Annotated in this window: 14 protein-coding genes; 6 read left to right on the top strand and 8 right to left on the bottom strand. The window is 64.0% G+C overall.

The window, feature by feature from the left end; genetic code table 11:
- Nucleotide 1: 1 nt before the first annotated feature.
- Entirely contained in the window at nt 2-625 is a 624-nt protein-coding gene (locus JQ597_RS16995) for a TetR/AcrR family transcriptional regulator (RefSeq protein ID WP_212265399.1), read from the bottom strand.
- A 285-nt stretch (nt 626-910) separates the two neighbouring features.
- Between JQ597_RS16995 and JQ597_RS16990 the strand changes: the two genes are divergently transcribed.
- Nucleotides 911-1,255 carry a DUF1491 family protein gene (locus JQ597_RS16990; protein ID WP_212265398.1) on the top strand — a complete coding sequence of 115 codons (345 nt, stop codon included), beginning with the start codon at nt 911-913 and terminating at the stop codon, nt 1,253-1,255.
- 76 nt (nt 1,256-1,331) lie between these two features.
- Here JQ597_RS16990 and JQ597_RS16985 read toward each other — a convergent pair whose 3' ends face one another.
- Nucleotides 1,332-2,306, bottom strand: a complete 975-nt coding sequence (locus JQ597_RS16985; protein ID WP_212265397.1) for a DUF2336 domain-containing protein — start codon at nt 2,304-2,306, stop codon at nt 1,332-1,334.
- Nucleotides 2,307-2,547: 241 nt separating this feature from the next.
- Between JQ597_RS16985 and JQ597_RS37670 the strand changes: the two genes are divergently transcribed.
- Together JQ597_RS37670 and JQ597_RS16980 are read left to right on the top strand one after the other, a co-directional pair.
- Complete coding sequence (locus JQ597_RS37670) at nt 2,548-2,739, top strand: hypothetical protein (protein WP_249132934.1); 192 nt, start codon at nt 2,548-2,550, stop codon at nt 2,737-2,739.
- A 15-nt stretch (nt 2,740-2,754) separates the two neighbouring features.
- The gene (locus tag JQ597_RS16980) at nt 2,755-3,528 is read left to right on the top strand and encodes a hypothetical protein (RefSeq protein WP_212265396.1); all 774 of its coding nucleotides are present in this window, start codon (nt 2,755-2,757) and stop codon (nt 3,526-3,528) included.
- A gap of 4 nt (nt 3,529-3,532) precedes the next feature.
- Here the strand turns inward: JQ597_RS16980 and JQ597_RS16975 are convergent, their stop codons facing one another.
- Nucleotides 3,533-4,390 carry a LysR family transcriptional regulator gene (locus JQ597_RS16975; RefSeq protein ID WP_212265395.1) on the bottom strand — a complete coding sequence of 286 codons (858 nt, stop codon included), beginning with the start codon at nt 4,388-4,390 and terminating at the stop codon, nt 3,533-3,535.
- 94 nt (nt 4,391-4,484) lie between these two features.
- Between JQ597_RS16975 and JQ597_RS16970 the strand changes: the two genes are divergently transcribed.
- Nucleotides 4,485-5,312, top strand: coding sequence for an MBL fold metallo-hydrolase (locus tag JQ597_RS16970; RefSeq protein WP_212265394.1), 828 nt, complete (start codon nt 4,485-4,487; stop codon nt 5,310-5,312).
- 22 nt (nt 5,313-5,334) lie between these two features.
- Here JQ597_RS16970 and JQ597_RS16965 read toward each other — a convergent pair whose 3' ends face one another.
- The 3 genes from JQ597_RS16965 to JQ597_RS16955 are packed head-to-tail and all read right to left on the bottom strand — an operon-like array spanning nt 5,335 to nt 8,837.
- A complete protein-coding gene (locus JQ597_RS16965) occupies nt 5,335-5,949 on the bottom strand; it encodes a DUF1254 domain-containing protein (protein WP_212265393.1) in 615 nt (204 codons plus the stop codon).
- Entirely contained in the window at nt 5,946-6,524 is a 579-nt protein-coding gene (locus tag JQ597_RS16960) for a DUF1214 domain-containing protein (protein ID WP_212265392.1), read from the bottom strand. The genes JQ597_RS16965 and JQ597_RS16960 overlap by 4 nt, the downstream gene beginning before the upstream one ends.
- 27 nt (nt 6,525-6,551) lie before the next feature.
- The gene (locus JQ597_RS16955; protein WP_212265391.1) at nt 6,552-8,837 is read right to left on the bottom strand and encodes a transglycosylase domain-containing protein; all 2,286 of its coding nucleotides are present in this window, start codon (nt 8,835-8,837) and stop codon (nt 6,552-6,554) included.
- Nucleotides 8,838-9,143: 306 nt separating this feature from the next.
- On the opposite strand from JQ597_RS16955, the gene JQ597_RS16950 reads away from it, so the two are divergent.
- Nucleotides 9,144-9,656: a YcgN family cysteine cluster protein gene (locus JQ597_RS16950; RefSeq protein ID WP_211995626.1), complete on the top strand. Its 513-nt coding sequence runs from the start codon at nt 9,144-9,146 to the stop codon at nt 9,654-9,656.
- 273 nt (nt 9,657-9,929) lie between these two features.
- Complete coding sequence (locus JQ597_RS16945) at nt 9,930-11,513, top strand: MDR family MFS transporter (RefSeq protein WP_212265390.1); 1,584 nt, start codon at nt 9,930-9,932, stop codon at nt 11,511-11,513.
- Between the two features lie 104 nt (nt 11,514-11,617).
- Here the strand turns inward: JQ597_RS16945 and JQ597_RS16940 are convergent, their stop codons facing one another.
- Nucleotides 11,618-12,007 (bottom strand): response regulator, encoded by a 390-nt coding sequence (locus JQ597_RS16940; protein WP_212265389.1) that lies wholly within the window; start codon nt 12,005-12,007, stop codon nt 11,618-11,620.
- Complete coding sequence (locus JQ597_RS16935; RefSeq protein ID WP_212265388.1) at nt 12,004-17,754, bottom strand: GAF domain-containing protein; 5,751 nt, start codon at nt 17,752-17,754, stop codon at nt 12,004-12,006. The genes JQ597_RS16940 and JQ597_RS16935 overlap by 4 nt, the downstream gene beginning before the upstream one ends.
- Nucleotides 17,755-17,930 lie beyond the last annotated feature (176 nt).

Here is a 17,930-nt window from a genome sequence, read left to right as displayed (position 1 = left end):
CTCATCGATTGGCTGCACCTTCGACGCTGCGAACGAGATCACCGACCCGTCGCAAGGACTGGCGTATCGGCGAGCCTTTCTTCTCGAAACCAAGCAGATAGAGGCTTTCTGCGCCGATGAACGCGTTGGCAGCAAAAGCTCCGACCTCCTCGGGCGTCAGCGGGCCGAGGCCGCCGAATTCGCGTTCAGCCTTGCGTGCCGCGCCGACGATGAGATCGACCCATCCCATGATCGCGGTGCGAACGACCTGCGCGACCGCCGGGTCGGACCAGCTCGCAGCAATCAGTTCCTGCAGCACGCGCACATAGCCGGAGGCGATGTCGTCATCGAGATAATCGCAGGCCCGGTCCCATTGCTCCGACAGTTTGAGACGAGTGTCGCCGAACATGGCGTTCTGGCGATCCAAAAGCTGCGCGTTCAAGTACTCGAACAGCGCCAGCACCATCCCTTGCTTGGATCCGAAATGATAATGGATCTGGCTCAACGGAACGCCGGCAGCCGCCGCGACGTCGCGGGTCGACAAGCCCGCGTAGCCGTTCTGGCGCAACACTTTCTTGGCGGCTTCGAGCAGCGTGGTGCTGGTCTCTGCCTTTTTCTCGATTTTTTTGGCCGCTGCGCGCGCCACGATGAAATCTCCCTGGTGCGATCGCGGGTCATCATAATTCGGTCGACCGACCGAGTCAAGATTCTTGCGTGGCTGCTCACGATCTTGTGCGCGCTCACGTGCGGCATGGGCCGGAGTTACCGTGGATCCATGACTGGGCGGGAACCGCGACTTGGAAACCGTTCCGGTTTTGACAAACGCTTGTCACGATCCCGTTGCGGATAACTCTGCCGACTGCGTGCGCAAGGGAACGCGCCTGGCCATGGCCTCTGGCGCCAGCCTGGACGCTGGCCTATCGTCGAACCCATGCGATTGAAATCGAGTATTTGGGTGGCGGCCTATCTGCGCCGTTGCCAAACCGAAGGCGTCTTCGGCGCCGTGCGCCGGCGCGGCGCGGAGGAAGCCGGTGCTGTGTTCGTCAAGGTGGCCCACCTCGACGGCAACGCCATGCTGTACGGGCCGGCGCCGCAGACCGTCTATGACGAGAGCCGGCCGACCGAGCGCCTGTTCGTGCCGGCGTCGCCGCAGCCGGTGCCTGAGCAATCGGTGGAAGAACGCCTTGTTAAGGAAATCAAGTTCGATCCCGACACCTGGATCGTCGAGACCGAAGACCGTGCAGGGCGGCATTTTCTCGATCTGGCGAAGGCCTGAGGCCGGCCCATTCTACTTTGCATGGGGTTGTTTTCGAGATTTTGTGTCCGGGCCCACCGGATCGTTATGCCGTCGTCTACCGCCCCGATCCGTCGGTGCCGGTGCGCACGATTGGTGCGCTTCCGGGCTGTACGGCAGGCCGTGTCTGGGATGCGGCGGAGCGGGCGCGGTTGCGCTCGTCGTCGTAGAGCGCGGCGCGGTATTTGGCGCGCGTGACCGCCATGGTCGAGCCGCGCCACGCCGCCAGCATGACCAGCGCGGAGCGTTCGGTCAGCCGGTCGTAGAGCCGCGACAGCCGGTAGACATGGTGCACGGAGACGCCGGATTCGGGATTGAGGAACATCAATATCCGCTGGAACGCCGCGCTCGGCATGTCGAGCGCACGGGCCGCGCAGGCCAGGGGCTCGCCACCGGGGTCATTCACCACCTGGGTGGCGATCCGCGCCGGCAGGATCAGCGCCTCGCCGATCTCCAGCGCGAAACTGTCGGCGTCCTCGGCAAACGCGGCCATCTCCAGCGTCTCGATCGCACGCTTGGCGCGCGCCGCCGGAATTCGCGCCGAGGCCTTCAGCGGCGTCTCGTTGAGATTGTGCAGGATCTGCGCGCGTTCGCTGGCATTGGCCGCAAAGAACATGTCGCTGATTTCGGCGGCATCGTTGGGCCGCATCGCCAGGCTGGAAGCCATTCGCAGTTCCGCTTCGGTCGGAACCCGGGGGGGCGCTTCGGGCGGGGCTTTGGCAATCGAAGGCGCGAGCGGCACCGTCTGGCCGGGATGGGCGCGCCGCAATCCGAGCTTGTTCATGATCTCGAGGGGGGTCGCCGGATAGATGGCAAGCCGGGCCCGCACGGCCGCGCGGGTGGCGTCGTCGACCTGGTCGATCAGCCGTGAAGTTAACTCGACGAACTGCCGCTCCTCGTCGGCGGAATGCGCGCTGGCCTGGACATAAAGGTCGGTCAGCACGCGCAGCAAGGTAGGGCGGATATCGACGCCCTCGCGGCGCGAGAGCGACATCAGCCCGTCGAAGCCCGGAAATAATGGTGCTGCGGTCATGTGAGGTATACGCGACTTGGAAATCCCTTGGCTGAGCCTACGCGGGGCGCTTTAAGAGTTGGTTAAGGAAAACAACCCCTGAAAGAATGCCGGGATTTTGCGGGTGTTGCATAAACCACAGCGGCCGATCCGGTGGCTGGCCTCCAAGCGGCGATTAAGATGCCGTTAACCACGTTCTGTTCTGAATGATCGCATGTCGCCGGCCAAATCATGTCTGTGCGGCAATGAGAGAGAACGGAACATGGGCACCATCATTGAATTTCCGGCGGATGCAGCTTCGCGGCGGCCCGCCCTGGATGGCGCTTCACGCGAGGGCATGGGGACCGTACTGATCCTTCCGGTTGTCCGGATCGAACGTCCAACCGACGAGAGCGGCGGACGCGGACCGGAAGAAGGTACAGCTCCCGGCCGCCGTCGCCGTCGGCGCCCCTGACAAGGGACATTTGAAATGCCGGAGCTGCGCCATCCGATCCGGACCGCCGGGTTTCGGTCACTCCCGGCTCTCATACTCATCCTGATTGGCTCGGCCCTCGGCGGCTGCAGCGGCGGCGATTTCGGCCGCACCCGCGCCGATTTCCGCAACGACGATATGCATCGCTGGCTGGGCGCGGAAGCGACCGGCAGCGTCGGGCTCAAGCCGTCGCATTTCCAGCTCACCGAAAACGAACGCCAGCTTCGCGATCTCGCCTATCCCCTGATCGAGCCGCCGCTTTCGCGGCCAGCCTGGAAGAGCGTGTTCGGCGATTACCAGCCGCTGCCCTCGCCCTGGCGACAGAAGGTCGTGTTCGATCGCACCACCTATGGACGCGCCTTGATCGACGAGCCGCACCGCTCGCATACCTCGCGCTATCAGCAATTGATCGAGGACGTGCGCAACGACATCACGCGGTTCGAGCCGTTCTTTTCGTCCGCCATCCGCGTGATCGAACTCGACCGCAAGCGCAGCGCCAGCCTGAAGATGGTGTCGGAGCTGTCGCCGCGGGAACAGGCCGACGCGGTCGCCCGCATGGAAGAGAACACACTGATCGTGCAATGGGTGCAGCAGTGCCTGGAGCGGAGGATTTCCTCCTATCGCTGGGCGCTGGAGCGGCTGGTGATCCAGGCGCCTGACACCATCGCCGCCGACGCCGACCGTCTGATCGGCGAACTCGCCGCCCAAACCGCCAACCCGCCGGTCGCCGCCAACCCCGTGATCGGGCGTGCGGTCACGGTGAAGGGCTGATCCATCAGCGCGCCTTGCCGGCCGATTTGACGCGGCCGGCTTTCGGGCGCCCGCTCTGCAATCGCGCGATAAAATTCTGCAGCACCTCTGACGGCGGCCGCGCTGCGCTATAGGCGAGGCCAACCTGGCGCTTCACGTCGACATCGATCTCGCGCACGGCGACATCGGGATTGGCGCGCGCCACGCCCTCCGGAACGATGGCGATGCCGACGCCGGCCGCGACCAGCGCCATCGTCCAGTCCTCGGATTCCGCGATCGCCGCGGGCTGGCGCGACGGGGAGGCGGCTCGGCCAAAGAACTCACTCTGCTCGCAATGGCAGCGATCGATCATCGCGACGCCGGCAAGGTCCGACGTGCGAAGCCGCTCCTTCAGCGTGAGCGGGTGCGAAGGCGGCAGCGCGGCGACGTAGCGTTCGACCCACAGCGGAATGAAGTGCTCGTCGGCATCGATGATGTTTTTCGAAATGATCCGCGCGTCCGCGGCGTCCTTGATGCCGACGAGGCGAAGCGCGACGTCGGCGGTTCCGGTCAGCGGCTTCAGCAGCGCGATCGTTCGCGGCATGTCGAGCGTGCGCATCAGGCCGAGCGTCAACTGCCGCCGCGTCGACGGCTTTCGGAACAGGTTCTTCGCGGCGTCCGCGTCGTCGATGATGCGGCGGGCGACGGCGTGGAATTGTTCGGCCGACGCGGTCGGTGCGACGCCCTTCTTGTGCCGGATGAACAGCGTGGTGCCGAGCTCGGCTTCGAGGTTGGTGATCGCGGCGGAGATCGAGGGCTGCGAGATGTAGCAACGCTTCGCCGCCGCCGTCAGGTTACGTTCGCTGAACACGGCCGTGAAATAGCGCAGCTCGCGGATATCCATAGTTATATCCTATTGATATTATCAGATATCAATATTTTACCTATGAATGGAGAAATGGCAACCAAGGCGCCTGACTTCAGCGAAGGAGCTTGCGATGCGCGTCCACCACATCAACACCGGCACCATGTGCCCGATCGGCCAGCGGTTCGTGAATGGCACCGGCAGCATGTTCCGGCGGGCGCGAATGGTCTGTCACTGCCTGTTGGTCGAGACCCATGACGGGCTTGCGCTGGTCGATACCGGCATCGGGCTCGATGACATTGCCAACCCGCCGCGGCTGGGGCGCAAGTGGGTGCGGCAGACGACGCCGAGGCTCGATCCCGCCGAAACGGCCGTGCGGCAGGTCAAGGCGCTCGGCTATTCGCCTGATGATGTACGGCACCTGCTGCTGACGCATCTCGATCGCGATCACGCCGGAGGCGTCCCGGATTTCCCGAATGCCAAGGTGCATGTCCATCGCCGCGAACTCGACATGGCGGTGCTCCATCGCATGCCGGCACCGAAGGGCCGCTACGTCAGGGACCAATGGAAGCATGGCCCGGAATGGGTGCTGTATGGCGAGGGCGGCGAGGACTGGTTCGGCTTTAGGGGCGTGCGCGCGCTCGGCGATCGCGAACCCGACATCCTGATGATCCCGTTGCCCGGCCATACGCTCGGCCATTGCGGCATCGCCGTGCGCACCAAAGACAAATGGCTGCTGCACGCCGGCGACGCCTATTTCTTCCACGGCCAGATCCAGGCAAAGCCGAAAATGCCGCTGGTGCTCGGCCTGTTTCAGCGCCGCGCCGACATGGACCGCGCGTTACGCATCGAAAATCAGGAGCGCCTGCGGACGCTGAAGGCTGCGCACAGTGATGCCGTGACGATCTTCAACAGCCATGATCCCGTCGATTACGAGCACTGCCGCTGCGGGCAGCACTAACCGCTCGCGTGGTGCGCGGCGGCTATCGCTTGCCCTTCGGCGCGGGGGCGGGCGCGGGTGGCGGCGGTTCCGGCTGCTTGGGCGGCGGGATTTCGGTCTGCAGCGTGCAGCGCGAGGCCGCCAGCGAAGCCTGGGCCTGCGGCATCAGGCCGGGCTCCGGCGCCAACGCCTTCAGCACGATCAACCCGGTGATGGTCGGGGAGTCGATGATCAGCCGGTCGGCGGCGGTGACTTCCTCATCCTCCGGCAACTGGCCGTGTTGCTCCTCGGTCATCAGGTCGAGTTCGATGACTTTGCGCCCGGCAGAGCGGTCGTTGATGGCGTAGTAAGCAACCTCGTTGCGGGTGTAGAACGACACCGACGTATAGGCCTGGCTGACCGGCACCGTGAGCTTGAGCGGGCCAGTCGACAAATCGTAGCGGCAGATCGCGACCGCGAACGCGGGATCCATGAACGGCATCGGCGCGTTGTTGGGGTTGGCGAGCGCGAGCGGCGTCACGGCGTTGGTCCTGGTCATCGGCGTCAGCCGCGAATAGGCGTCCTGGGTTGCGATGCGCGGCAGCGCCAGCACGCTGACGAGATGCACCACGCCGCCGAGCAGCACGCCTGCGATGATCGTGAACAAGAGCCGGATCATGGGCAGCCCACCGTCGTGATGGAGGGCATCGGCGCGTCGCGCTGCGTCCGCGTCGCGACCCCGACCGGTGTATCGTACAACCGCAACATCAGCGCATAACGCTCGATCCCGCCGGTCGGCAGCCAGTTGCCGGCGCGCGAGCGCGATGCGATGCGGATCTCGAACGCCCCGTCGGAGCCGCGGATGATTTCCTGGCTGGTGAAGCCGTAGCGCTGCAGCGAATTGGCGACCAGATGTCCCTTGCGGTCGAACAGCGTCAGCGTCCAGAACCGCGCCGCCGGCGTCACGCCGCTGACCACCACGTCGCAGCGTCCGTCGAGCGGCTTCTTCTTGTCGTCTGACGTGGCCGAGAAGGCGATGCCGTCGCCGGTGCCGATCGGCAATTCACCGCTGCGTGCAATCGAGGCGCGTGAATAGGGATCGACTTCGGCGGTGCCGCTCTTGGGCCGCGCCGTCCACGAACCGATCGTGAGCGTGCCAAGATCAGTGCCGCGCGTCGCCGTCATATAGGTCGAGCCCAGACCGACGACGGTGGCGAGCGCCAACGCGAGCAACGTGATGAAGATCAGCCGCACAGGCCAGTGCTCCGCAAAATCACTGCACTAGTTCTTCCGCTGCGCCGGCGGAGCCGGGTCGCCGGCGGCTGCGACGTAATTGTCGGGGAAGGCCAGCGCGCTCGACGATGTCGACTTGCCCGGCTTGGCCGGTTCGCTGGCCGACGTCTTGCCCGCGGTCTTGCCGGCTTCGTCGAGCAGCTTCTCGACGCGCACCAGAATGTCGGCGCCGCGCTTGGTGAGCACCGGCGGCGGTCCCGGCTTGGTGTCGAGGATCTTCGGCGCGCCATTGGCGGCGACGTTGGCGGGCTGGGCCGCCTGCGGCAGTTTCGTGCCCATGCCGATGCCCGGCACTTCCTTGATCTCGACGCCCTGGTGAGCGACCACCATGACCTCACGCCAGGTCTGCGCCGGCAGCGAACCGCCGGTCATGCGGTTGGTCGGGGAATAGTCGTCATTGCCGTACCAGACCGCGCAGGTGAAGTTTCCGGTGAAGCCGACAAACCAGGCGTCGCGATAGGCGTTGGTGGTGCCGGTCTTGCCGGCGGTCGGAATGCCATCGATGATCGCGCGCCGTGCCGTGCCTTCGCTCACGACGTGGCTCATCATTTCCGACATCTCGGCGGCGACGTTGACGGGAATGGCTTGCAGCTGTTTCTTGCCGTCGCGATCGAAGCGCCAGACCAGATCGCCGGCGCCGGTGCGGACTTCCAGCACCGCATGCGGGATCGGCGCTTTGCCCTTGTTCGGGAAGGTCGCATAGGCCACCGCGTGTTCGAGCACGGTGACCTCGTCGGAGCCGATCGGCATCGACGGCGTATCGGGCAGCGGCGCCTTGATGCCAAACCTGCGCGCCACTTCGGTGATCTTGACGCGGCCGGCCTTGGCCGGATTGGGCGACTTGCCGCCCAGCGCAATCGAGAGCTTCACCGGAATGACGTTGATCGAACGCGTGATTGCCTGCGTCAGCGTCATCGGTCCCGAATAGGAGTGGCTGTAGTTCTGCGGACACCAGTTGCCGATGCAGACCGGGCCGTCGACCACGATCGAGGACGGCTTGTAGCCGTTCATCAGCGCGGTGGCGTAGACATAGGGCTTGAACGACGAACCGGGTTGGCGCATCGCGTCGGTCGCGCGGTTGAACTGGCTGGCGCCATAGTCGCGTCCGCCGACCATGGCGCGTACGCCGCCATCGAGGTCGGCGACTGCAAGGGCCGCCTGGGTCGCATGATAGTCGCGGCCGAACTGGCGGAGCTGGTTCTCGACGGTTGCTTCCGCGGCGCGCTGAACGGTCATGTCGATCGCGGTGCGGACCACGAAGACGCGCTCGGTGTAGGATTTCGGGAACGTGTCGACCAGCTTGCGCATCTCCTCGAACGCCCAGTCGAGATAGTAGTTCGGCGAATTCTCGTCGCGGCGGTCGACGGCGACGGCCGGATTACGCCGCGCACCGAACACCTGACCTTCGGTCATGAAGCCGGCATCGACGAGGTTGTCCAGCACCACGTTGGCGCGGGCGCGCGCGGCGGGCAGGTTGATGTGCGGGGCGTATTTGGTCGGCGCCTTGAACAGGCCGGCCAGCATCGCGGATTCGGCCAGCGTGACGTCGCGCGCCGACTTGTTGAAATAGAAATGCGCAGCACCGTCAACGCCGAAGGTGCCGCCGCCCATATAGGCGCGGTCGAGATAGAGTTTCAGGATCTCGTTTTTGGTGAGCCGCGTCTCCAGCCATATCGCAAGGAAGGCTTCCTTCACCTTGCGTTCGATGGTGCGCTCGTTGTTCAGGAACAGGTTCTTCGCCAGCTGCTGGGAGATCGACGAACCGCCCTGGCGCACGCCGCCGGCCTGCGCGTTGGTGACGAGGGCGCGCGCGGTGCCGGCGATGTCGATGCCGAAATGGTCGTAGAAGCGGCGGTCTTCGGTGGCGAGCGTCGCCTTGATCAGATTGTCCGGAAAGTCCTCCAGCGGGATCGAGTCGTTGTGCTTGATGCCGCGGTTGCCGATCGGATTGCCGTAGCGGTCGAGGAACGACACCGCGAGGTCGGATTTTTTCAGCCAGTCGTCGTCGGCGGTTTCGCGAAACGCGGGCACCGCGAGCGCCAGCATCAGGATCAGGCCGCCGAGACCGATGGTGGCGGCTTCCGAAGCCGGCTCGATGAACACCCAGCGCTTCCAGCCGCCGACATAGAAGCGGTCCATGAAGGTCGAAAAGCGCTCATAGAGTTCGCGCGCGCCCTTGCCGGATGAGAACAGCGTCGAGTCGATGCGCGCGTCGAGGTCCAGCATGACGTGCTGGATCTTTGTCTTCCATCGCGCTGGAATGAACTGGCGCACCGGGGCCCTTGGTCGGTTCGTAGGCGCTCTGCGCACGCTTGGCGCTATCGAGACGTCTTGCTTCGATGTTGCGGCAAACCCAAGGCGCTTTTACGGCTCGCCAGGCGACCTTCAAGCACGTTGGGGACTCGCGGTTGTTCTATCCGAGCGGGGGCCATAAACCAATGGTCTGGCTCACCATTTTGATGGTCAGGACTAACGCTGCCCCCGGCTTTTTATACCGGCCGGAGCGGTCTCGCTTGCAAGGCTGCCACCGCACCTCCTAGAAGGGCGCAAGACCGATCCGATCCGGAAAACCCTGAATTCATGACCGCACCGCCCAAGCGAGCTTCCGGCCAGGAGGGATTCTTCTGGAAAACCAAGACGTTGGAAGAGATGTCCAGCGCCGAATGGGAAAGCCTGTGCGACGGCTGCGCGCGCTGTTGCCTGGAAAAGCTCGAAGACGAGGATACCGGCAAGATCTATTTCACCCATGTCTCCTGCAAGCTGCTCGATTCGGGCTCCTGCGCCTGCAAGGACTACCCGAACCGCTCCGCCAAGGTTCCCGACTGCGTCCGGTTGACCCCGGAAAACGTCCGTACCCTGAACTGGCTGCCGCCGAGCTGCGGCTACAAGCTGGTCGCCGAGGGCCGTGACCTCTACTGGTGGCACCCGCTGCTATCAGGTGATCCCAATACCGTGCATGAGGCCGGCGTTTCCGTGCGCGGGCGGGTGCAGGGAACGGAAAACGAGATTGCCGACGAGGATCTCGAAGATCACATCGTGCAATGGCCGGCGCTGTTGCCGAAGCGGGCGCGGTTGAAGAAGCGGCCGGTGTGAACTCGCAGCGCGGGCCGGAGCAAATCACGAAAACAACCCCATGCTCCCGCGCCCTTTGCGAAGCTGCGCTGCATGAAACGGGCAGGTTCAAAAAGCGGCCGAAATCGTAGCGTTTTGCGCGCGCCGTCGATCACGTGATTGCGAAGCTGCGCTCGCGGGATGCTCCCATGCGCGCAGGTGCCTGCCGCCGGAGCAGTTTGCGCCCTAAAGTGCAGCCGATATAGCGATTCCATCTCGGCGGCTTTGAGCTGCGAAGAAAAATATTACTTTCAAATGAACAAGTTCGAACGGCAGCGCGGTCAACCTGCCGACCACGATACGTTAACCGACGAAATTTCGGCTGAAATCTCGCACATCACGACCGAGGTCATCGATGTCAGCGATGCGCCGCCGATTGCGCCGCGCGCGCCGCTGACCCAGGACGAGGTCCGCACCATCCTGATCAGCCTGATGCTGACGATGTTTCTGGCCGCGCTCGACCAGACCATCGTCGCGACCGCGCTGCCGACCATTGGCCGCCAGTTCGGCGACGTTTCCAATCTCTCCTGGGTGATCACGGCCTACCTCCTGGCATCGACCGCGGTGGCGCCGGTGTTCGGCACGCTGAGCGACATCTACGGCCGCCGCGTCATGATCATTGTCGCCCTCAGCCTGTTCATCGCGGGCTCGATCCTGTGCGCATTGGCGCCGAACATGCCGATCCTGATCCTCGCGCGCGGCCTGCAGGGCCTCGGCGGCGGCGGCATCATGCCTGTCGTGCAGACCGTGATCTCCGACGTGGTGAGCCCACGCGAACGCGGCCAATACCAGGCCTATTTCAGCGGCGTGTGGGTCGCCGCCGGGATCGGCGGGCCGGTCGTCGGCGGGGTGTTCGCCGAACATCTGCACTGGTCGATGATCTTCTGGATCAACGTGCCGCTCGCGCTCGGCGCGCTGGCGCTGCTGCTGCCGAAGATGGGCAAGATCCCGGTGTTCCACCGCCGGCGCAAGGTCGACTGGCTCGGCGGCGTCTTGCTGATGGCGGCCGCGGTCGTGTTCATGCTGGTGCTGACCTGGGGCGGCAACCGTTATCTGTGGCTGTCGCCGACCATCATCGCGATGATCGGCGCGTCGGCCGCGCTGGCGTTCAGCTTCGTCTGGCACGCGCGCAAGGCCGACGAGCCGTTCCTGCCGCTGCCGCTGATGGGTGGAACGGTGGTGCCCTACGCGATGGCCGCCGGCGGATGTGCGCTCGGCGCCATCACCGGACTGACGGTAAATCTGCCGCTCTATTACGAGGTGGTCTATCACCTCAGCGCCAGCGAGGCGGGCCTCGCGCTGATTCCGCTCGCCGCGATCTCGACCTGTGGCGCCGCGATCGCCGGACGCACCATGGCGCGCGCCAAACATTACAAGCGCGTCGCGATCGTCGGCACTTCGCTGGCAGCGGTCTCGGGATGCGCGCTGGCGCTCACGACGCTGCCGCTGTGGGGATTGCTGGTGCTGCTGTCGATCTTCGCGCTCGGGCTCGGAACGACGTTCCCGGTCAGCGTGGTCTCGCTGCAGAATTCGGTGGCGCGGCCGCAGATCGGCACCGTCACCGGTGCAATGAATTTCTTCCGCGCGCTGATGTCGTCGTTCACGGTCGCAGCCTTCACCGCGATCCTGCTGATGGTGCTGGGGGCGGACATTTCGCTGGTCGGCGAACACCACGGTCCCCTGAATTCGATTCCCGTCGCCGACATGATCACGGCGTTCCGCTACGTATTCGGCGCCGCGGCCGCGCTGATGGCCGGCGCCACGCTCTGCATGATCCTGATGGAAGAACGGCCGCTGGCCGGGCCGGGGACGCCGCCGCCCGTCGAGATGGCGGAATAGGGCGCTAGAGCTTCGGCTCTGATTGCATCAGAACCGAAGCTCTAGATTCCTATTTTGACGCGTTTTCTTCGCGCGAACCGGTACCCACTTCGCTCGAAAACGCTTCAGCTCGCCTGTGCCAGCCGCGTATCGATTTCGTCCCGGAGCAGGGCGAAGTCGATCGGCTTGGTCAACAGACCTATCGCGCCGCCGGCGATCGCCTTGCGCCTGGTCTCCGCATCGCCATAGGCGGTGATCATGATGACGGGAACGTCTGGCCGGATCTCTTTAACCTTGGGCAGCATCTCGATCCCGGTCATCCCGGGCATGTTGATATCCGACAGGATCAGGATCAGCGAATGCTCGATGGTGGAGCCGATGCGGGCGAGCGCATCGGCCGCAGAGCTGACGAAATCCATCACAAAGCGCTGCGCGCGCAAATCCTTGCGGAACTGCTGGCGAAACAGCGCCTCGACGTCGGGCTCGTCATCGACCACAAGCACCAGAACACTCACGTCGAACCCCGGGACTTGTTGAGAGGATTGCTGGTCCTCGGCAGAACAATGCGAAACTCGGTAAATTGACCGGGCTCGGTATCGACGTCGATCGTGCCACCATGTTGTTTCACGATAATGTCATGGCTCATCGACAGGCCGAGGCCGGTGCCTTCGCCCGCAGGTTTTGTGGTGAAGAACGGGTTGAACATCTTGTCCTTCACTTCGGATGGAATGCCCGTACCGTTGTCGCGGATACGTATTTCGACGGCGTCGCCGAGGTTGCGGGTGGTGGCGATCAGCACGGGATCGAATCCGGGCTGGCCGGCCTCGATCCTGCGCCGGTTCACGGCATAAAAGCCGTTCGAGATCAGGTTCAGGAACACGCGGGTGATTTCCTGCGGAAACACCTCGACCATGCCGGCATTGGCGTCGAAGTCGCGCTGCAGTGTGACGTTGAAGTCGGCTCGTTCGGCGCGGGCGCCGTGATAGGCGAGGTTGAGGCTCTCGTCGATCAGCGCGTTGATGTCGGCGGGCCGGTGATCACCGCCTCCCTCGCGCGAATGCAAGAGCATGTTCTTGACGATGGAATCGGCGCGCTTGCCGTGCTGGACCACCCTTTGCAAATTGTCCTTGAGCAGGCCGGTCAGTTCGTCAACCTCTTCGCGGATCTTGTCGCTGATCTCGGCAGGCTTGAGCACGTCGTTCAGTTCGTCGGTCAGTTCCGCCGAAAGGGCGGCGAAATTATTGACGAAGTTGAGGGGGTTCTTGATCTCATGCGCGATGCCTGCGGTGAGCTGGCCGAGCGAAGCGAGCTTCTCGGTCTGCACCAGCCGGTCCTGCGCGGTGCGCAGATCGTCGAGCGACTTGGTGAGATCGTGGGTTCGCTCCCGAAGCTCTTTGAGCAGCCGTGTGTTCTCGATCGCAATAACGGCCTGGCTTGCAAAGCTGCTCAACAGCGCAATCTGCTTTTCGTTGAACGGCGAAACTTCGAGACGGTAAATTCCAATGGTGCCGACGAACTCGTCGTCCTTGACCATAGGCACGATGAGGATCGTGCGCGCGCCCGCCAGTTCGGCAAGCTGTACGGTCGCCGGATCGCCCTGGATATAAAGTGGCCGTGTGCGGAGGTCATGAATGTGTGCAACCTTTTTTGTCAGGACCATCTGTCCGAGGTCGCCGTCGGGATGCGCCCGAAAACTCTGTTGCCTGGCGGCCTCGAATGCCGGAGGCACGTTGTGAAAGCCGACGGTATGAAAGCTGTCGCCGTCGTACAGGTTCATGAGGCCGAACTGCGCGCCGCAAATGCGCGTGGCGTTTTCGAGCATGCTCTGGAACACCGGTTCCAGATCGCCAGCCGACCGGCTGATCACGCTCAGCACTTCCGACGTCGCGGTCTGCTGCTCCAGTGATTCCGAAAGCTCGCGGGTGCGCTGCTGCACCTCGTCGAACAACCGCACGTTCTCGATCGCGATCACGGCTTGGTCGGCGAAGGTCATGGCAAGATCGACATGTCGCTCGGTGAAAGGATGCACCTTCTTGCGGAACAACAGCAGCAGGCCGATCGCGACGCCTTCGCGCAGCAACGGAACGCCCATCATGCTTCGTATGCCGACCCGTTGCTGCAAAGCGAAGTCATATTCTGGGTCGTTTTCTGCGTCCTCGATGAGTACCGGTGCATTTTCGAGCAGGACGCGCGCGCCAAGCGAACCGCGTCCAGGCTTGTGGTCGATCTCCATGACCGTGCGGTGATGCTCTTCGCGCAAGCCAAAACTCGCCGCGCCTCGAAATCCCTCGCCGACCCTGCGATGGATGACGACAATGTCGGCCTCGCACAGGCCGGCTGCCGACTCCGAAAGCGTGTCGAGGACCTTCTGCAGATCGAACGCGGAACGGCTGATCACCTTGAGCACGTCGGCGGTCGCGGTCTGCTGCTGCAGCGACTCGCTCAGGTCTTCCGTGCGCTGCTTGACCTCGTTGAACAGGCGGACATTCTCGATCGCGATCACCGCCTGGTCGGCAAACGTCTTGAGAAGGTCGATCTGGTTGTCGGCGAACCGCCCCGGTTCTGCGCGCGAGACGCCAATGGTGCCGATCGCAACGCCCTCGCGCAGCATCGGCACGGAGATGATGCTCCGGTAACCCCGGGCGCGCGCCGTTTCCTTGACGGCTTCGGGGACGTCGGGTTCGGTTTCGATATCGGTCCGGAACGCGATCGTCCCGGTCAGCGCCGCCCGGCTGTGCATTCCGGAGGAGGAGAGGGGGGTCGGGAACGAACTCTGGATCGCCTCATCACCGGCCTCGCTTCCGGCGGTGTGGGCCGCCAGGTCAAGCTGGTCGCCGGCGACGCGGGTGACGAGCGCGGTCTGGCCGTCGAGCAGCCGCTTGGCACTTTCGGCGATGGCGTCGAACACCGGCTGTACGTCGGTCGGGGAACCGGCAATGACATTGAGGATATCCGCCGTCGCGGTCTGCCGCTCCAGCGCTTCCTTGGTTTCACTGAACAGGCGAGCATTCTGGATCGCGATCACGGCCTGATCGGCAAAGGTCTGGACAAGCGCGAGTTGTTTGTCCGAAAGCTTGAACCCCACCTGCGGGTGCGTCAGAATGATGGTGCCGATGCCCTTGTTTTCATGGATCAGCGGCACGAATATGATGTTCCGGAAGCCACCAGCGGCTGCGATTTTTCGAGTGAACTCTGGTGTGTCCGGCGCGCTGGCATCGGGAATCTCGATGATTCGGCGCTCCAGCATCGCACGCGCCGAGGGTGAGCGATCCGGGTCGAATGCGATCGGATACTTGGCCCTGGCAGCTTCGTGATCGAAACTCGACGCGATCTCCGCGATTGCGTTCCAATGCAATTTGCCATCCTTCAGCGTTGTGATGGTGGCCGAGCATGGCTCGAAAAGCCGCGCAGCGCTCTTTACGATCGCGTCGAACACCGGCTGCACGTCCGAAGGCGAACTGGCGATGACCTTCAAAATGTCGGCCGTCGCGGTTTGCCGCTCCAGCGCTTCCCGCGTCTCGTTGAACAGCCGCGCGTTCTGGATCGCGATGACGGCCTGGTCGGCGAAGCTGCGCAGCAGGCTGCACTCTTTTTCGCTGAACGGCTTCATCGAAGTGCGGCCTACGAAGATCGAGCCAATGGCACGGTCCTCCCACAGCATGGGCGCGAGCGCCATCGAATAGTTTTTTCCGATACGGCGGGCGATCTCGCGCAGGGCCGAAGGCACGTCCGGATCGTTGAATACGTCGGCGTAATGGATCAGGCGGCGCTCGCGGAAGGCTACCTCGCTCGCGGTACCCTCCAGCGGCACCGGGTACAGCGCGCGCACGCGCTCGGCGTTGGCGCCGTGCGCCGCGCCGATATGGAGCAGTCCATCATCGCCTGCGAGGTAGATGAACCGGTCATCGCCGCCAAACAGATGCGCGATGCTGCGCAAGATTTCGTCGAATACGGGCTGGGCATCGGCGACAGAGCTGCTGACGACCCGGAGGATGTCCGCCGACGCCTTTTGCTGTTCCAGCGCCTCCCTCGTCTCGTTGAACAGCCGCACATTTTCCATCGCGATCACCGACTGCGCGGCGAACATCTGCAGCAGCCGGACGTGCGGCTCGTCGAACGAGCCGGGTGCCCGGCGGCTGACCGTGATGATGCCGACGGCCTTGCCCTCGTTCATGAGCGGCGCGAACAGCATGCTGCGATATCCCCGTGCACGCGCGATGTCGCGTGCGGCCGGCTCGAGTTCGGTATCGACGAGTTCCGCCGGCGCGCCGTTGCGGACCAGCTGGTAGGGCGGGAACCGGCCAAGCGGCATCGGGAACGAGGATTGCAGCACCGCATCGCCCGTGGAGTCCGTCGGAGTGAACGCGGACAGATGGATCTGGTCGTCGACGTAGCGAAACAGCGCGGTGGAAAATCCGCCGATCAGCCGGTTCGCGCTGGCCACGATGGCCTCGAACACCGGCTGCACATCCGACGGCGAGCCGGCGATCACCTTGAGGACATCAGCCGTCGCGGTCTGTCGCTCGAGCGCCTGCCTGGTTTCGTTGAACAGGCGTGCGTTCTCGATCGCGATCACCGCCTGGTCGGCGAATGTCTGCAGCAATTGCACGTGGTCGGCGGCAAAGGCGCCCGGCTCCGCACGGGTGACGCTGATCATGCCGACCGGCACGCCCTGGTTCATCAGCGGCGTGAACAATACACTGCGGAAGCCGCGCAGCCGCGCCAGATCCCGGTTCAACTTCGGGACGTGCTCGGCTTCGCTGTCGGGAAACTGAACGGTCTCGCCATTGCGCACCAGCGCGAATGTCGGGAATTCCGAGATCGATCTCGGAAACGAGGCCTTCAGGCCTTCATCGGCGGCGGGGCTGGTCGGCGTGTACGCCACCAGATGCAGTTCGTCGCCGAGAAAGCGCAGCACCGTGGCGGAGAACCCGCCGAGCAGTCGCTTGGCGCTGGCAGCGATGGCTTCGAACACCGGCTGCGCGTCGGAGGGAGAGGCGGCAATGACCTTCAGGATTTCGGCCGTGGCTGTCTGTCGCTCCAGCGCTTCCCTTGTCTCGCGAAACAGCCGCACGTTTTCGATGGCGATCACAGCCTGGTCCGCAAAGGTCTGCAGCAGGGCTGTCTGTCTGGCTGTGAAGGCCACCGGTTCCAGGCGACGAAGTACGATCGCACCAATGGCTTCTCCCTCCCGCAGGAGAGGTATGCTGAGGGTACAGCGGTGCCCCTGTTCGCGCGATTGCCGTTGCCCCTCGGGAAAATCGGCAGCCTCGGGGGCCCAAAAGTCAGACACCTGCACAGGTACCTTGTCGACAACCGAGCGACCCGTGACCCACTCCCTGCTGATCGGACGACTGTGTTGACCTGTCGGTATCGGTCCGTGATGGGCGCTGAAATGCAGATGGTCGCCAATCCTGAGCAGGACGTTGGCATCATAGGCGTCACAAAGTGCACAGGCGCTTTCGACAATTGCCTTGAGCGCCGGTTCGACATCGGCCGGCGAGGACGCGATCACCCTGAGCACGTCGGCGGTCGCGGTCTGCTGACGGAGGGATTCGCTCAGATCGTTGGTGCGTTGGCGCCGTTCGTTGAACAGCCGCGAATTCTCGATCGCGATTGCGGCTTGATCCGCAAAGCTCTGCTGCAGCGCGAGTTCGTCGTCGGTGAAGGGCGCGAGGCGGTCTCGGTAGACGATGAGAATACCGATCGGCTTGCCCTCGCGCCGCAACGGTGTGCCGGCGACCGTGAGAAGACCCGCGGCGCGCGAGGTCACGAGACCAGGCCATTCGGACATCTCGGGACCGAGGTTGGTCAGATCAGGCACATGGATCTGCTGGTTGAGGGCAAATACCGCGCTTGGGAGGTTGCGGGCGCCGATCTCAAGCTGCGCCGCAGGTACTTCTTTGCCGATACGCTCGGAGCCCTCGCCGAAACGGATCGAGAGACCCCATCTGTCGCCGTCAGCGATCCGGATCGTGACGCTCGCCGCATCGAACAATCGCGCGGTCGTCTCGGCGATCTGGTACAGCGCGTGTTCGGCATCGCCCGATACGCTGGCAATGGTTCGCAGGATATCGGCGCTGGCGTTCTGGCGCTCGCGGGCGATGCTCAGTTCATGAATGAGCCGGCCGTTTTCCGCGTCCATCGCCGCCTGACGGGCGATCGCCGCGTCGTGGGCGGCGAAGCTGGATTCGAGTCTCTGCTCGAGCTCGGCAACGAGCTTGTAGAGATCGGCCACGGCGTCCGGGGGGAGCGCGGTCATTCACTCAAATCCATTTCACGGCAAGCCCTGCAGGACGATGGCCTCAAGCCATCAGCGCTCGCACCAATGTGGCAGATAATTTCATTCCAGGCGCGGCCAGGCCAGCGCCATCCCGGCTTTTTCTTAAGGCCGGGGCGTCAAAAAGTGAAGCAGGCTAAGCGGTTATCGGCCGGGTC

This window comes from Bradyrhizobium sp. AUGA SZCCT0177, assembly GCF_018130125.1.
Lineage (GTDB): Bacteria > Pseudomonadota > Alphaproteobacteria > Rhizobiales > Xanthobacteraceae > Bradyrhizobium.
The sequence above is the reverse complement of the archived record's forward strand: the minus strand, read 5'-3'. Positions and strand labels throughout refer to the sequence as shown.

What these genes read in the sequence shown, in the direction of transcription:
- JQ597_RS16990 (WP_212265398.1), top strand. Translation starts at nt 911, where the DNA reads ATGCGATTGAAATCGAGTATTTGGGTGGCGGCCTATCTGCGCCGTTGC.
- JQ597_RS16985 (WP_212265397.1), bottom strand. Translation starts at nt 2,306, where the DNA reads ATGACCGCAGCACCATTATTTCCGGGCTTCGACGGGCTGATGTCGCTC.
- JQ597_RS37670 (WP_249132934.1), top strand. Translation starts at nt 2,548, where the DNA reads ATGGGCACCATCATTGAATTTCCGGCGGATGCAGCTTCGCGGCGGCCC.
- JQ597_RS16980 (WP_212265396.1), top strand. Translation starts at nt 2,755, where the DNA reads ATGCCGGAGCTGCGCCATCCGATCCGGACCGCCGGGTTTCGGTCACTC.
- JQ597_RS16975 (WP_212265395.1), bottom strand. Translation starts at nt 4,390, where the DNA reads ATGGATATCCGCGAGCTGCGCTATTTCACGGCCGTGTTCAGCGAACGT.
- JQ597_RS16970 (WP_212265394.1), top strand. Translation starts at nt 4,485, where the DNA reads ATGCGCGTCCACCACATCAACACCGGCACCATGTGCCCGATCGGCCAG.
- JQ597_RS16965 (WP_212265393.1), bottom strand. Translation starts at nt 5,949, where the DNA reads ATGATCCGGCTCTTGTTCACGATCATCGCAGGCGTGCTGCTCGGCGGC.
- JQ597_RS16950 (WP_211995626.1), top strand. Translation starts at nt 9,144, where the DNA reads ATGACCGCACCGCCCAAGCGAGCTTCCGGCCAGGAGGGATTCTTCTGG.
- JQ597_RS16945 (WP_212265390.1), top strand. Translation starts at nt 9,930, where the DNA reads ATGAACAAGTTCGAACGGCAGCGCGGTCAACCTGCCGACCACGATACG.
- JQ597_RS16935 (WP_212265388.1), bottom strand. Translation starts at nt 17,754, where the DNA reads ATGACCGCGCTCCCCCCGGACGCCGTGGCCGATCTCTACAAGCTCGTT.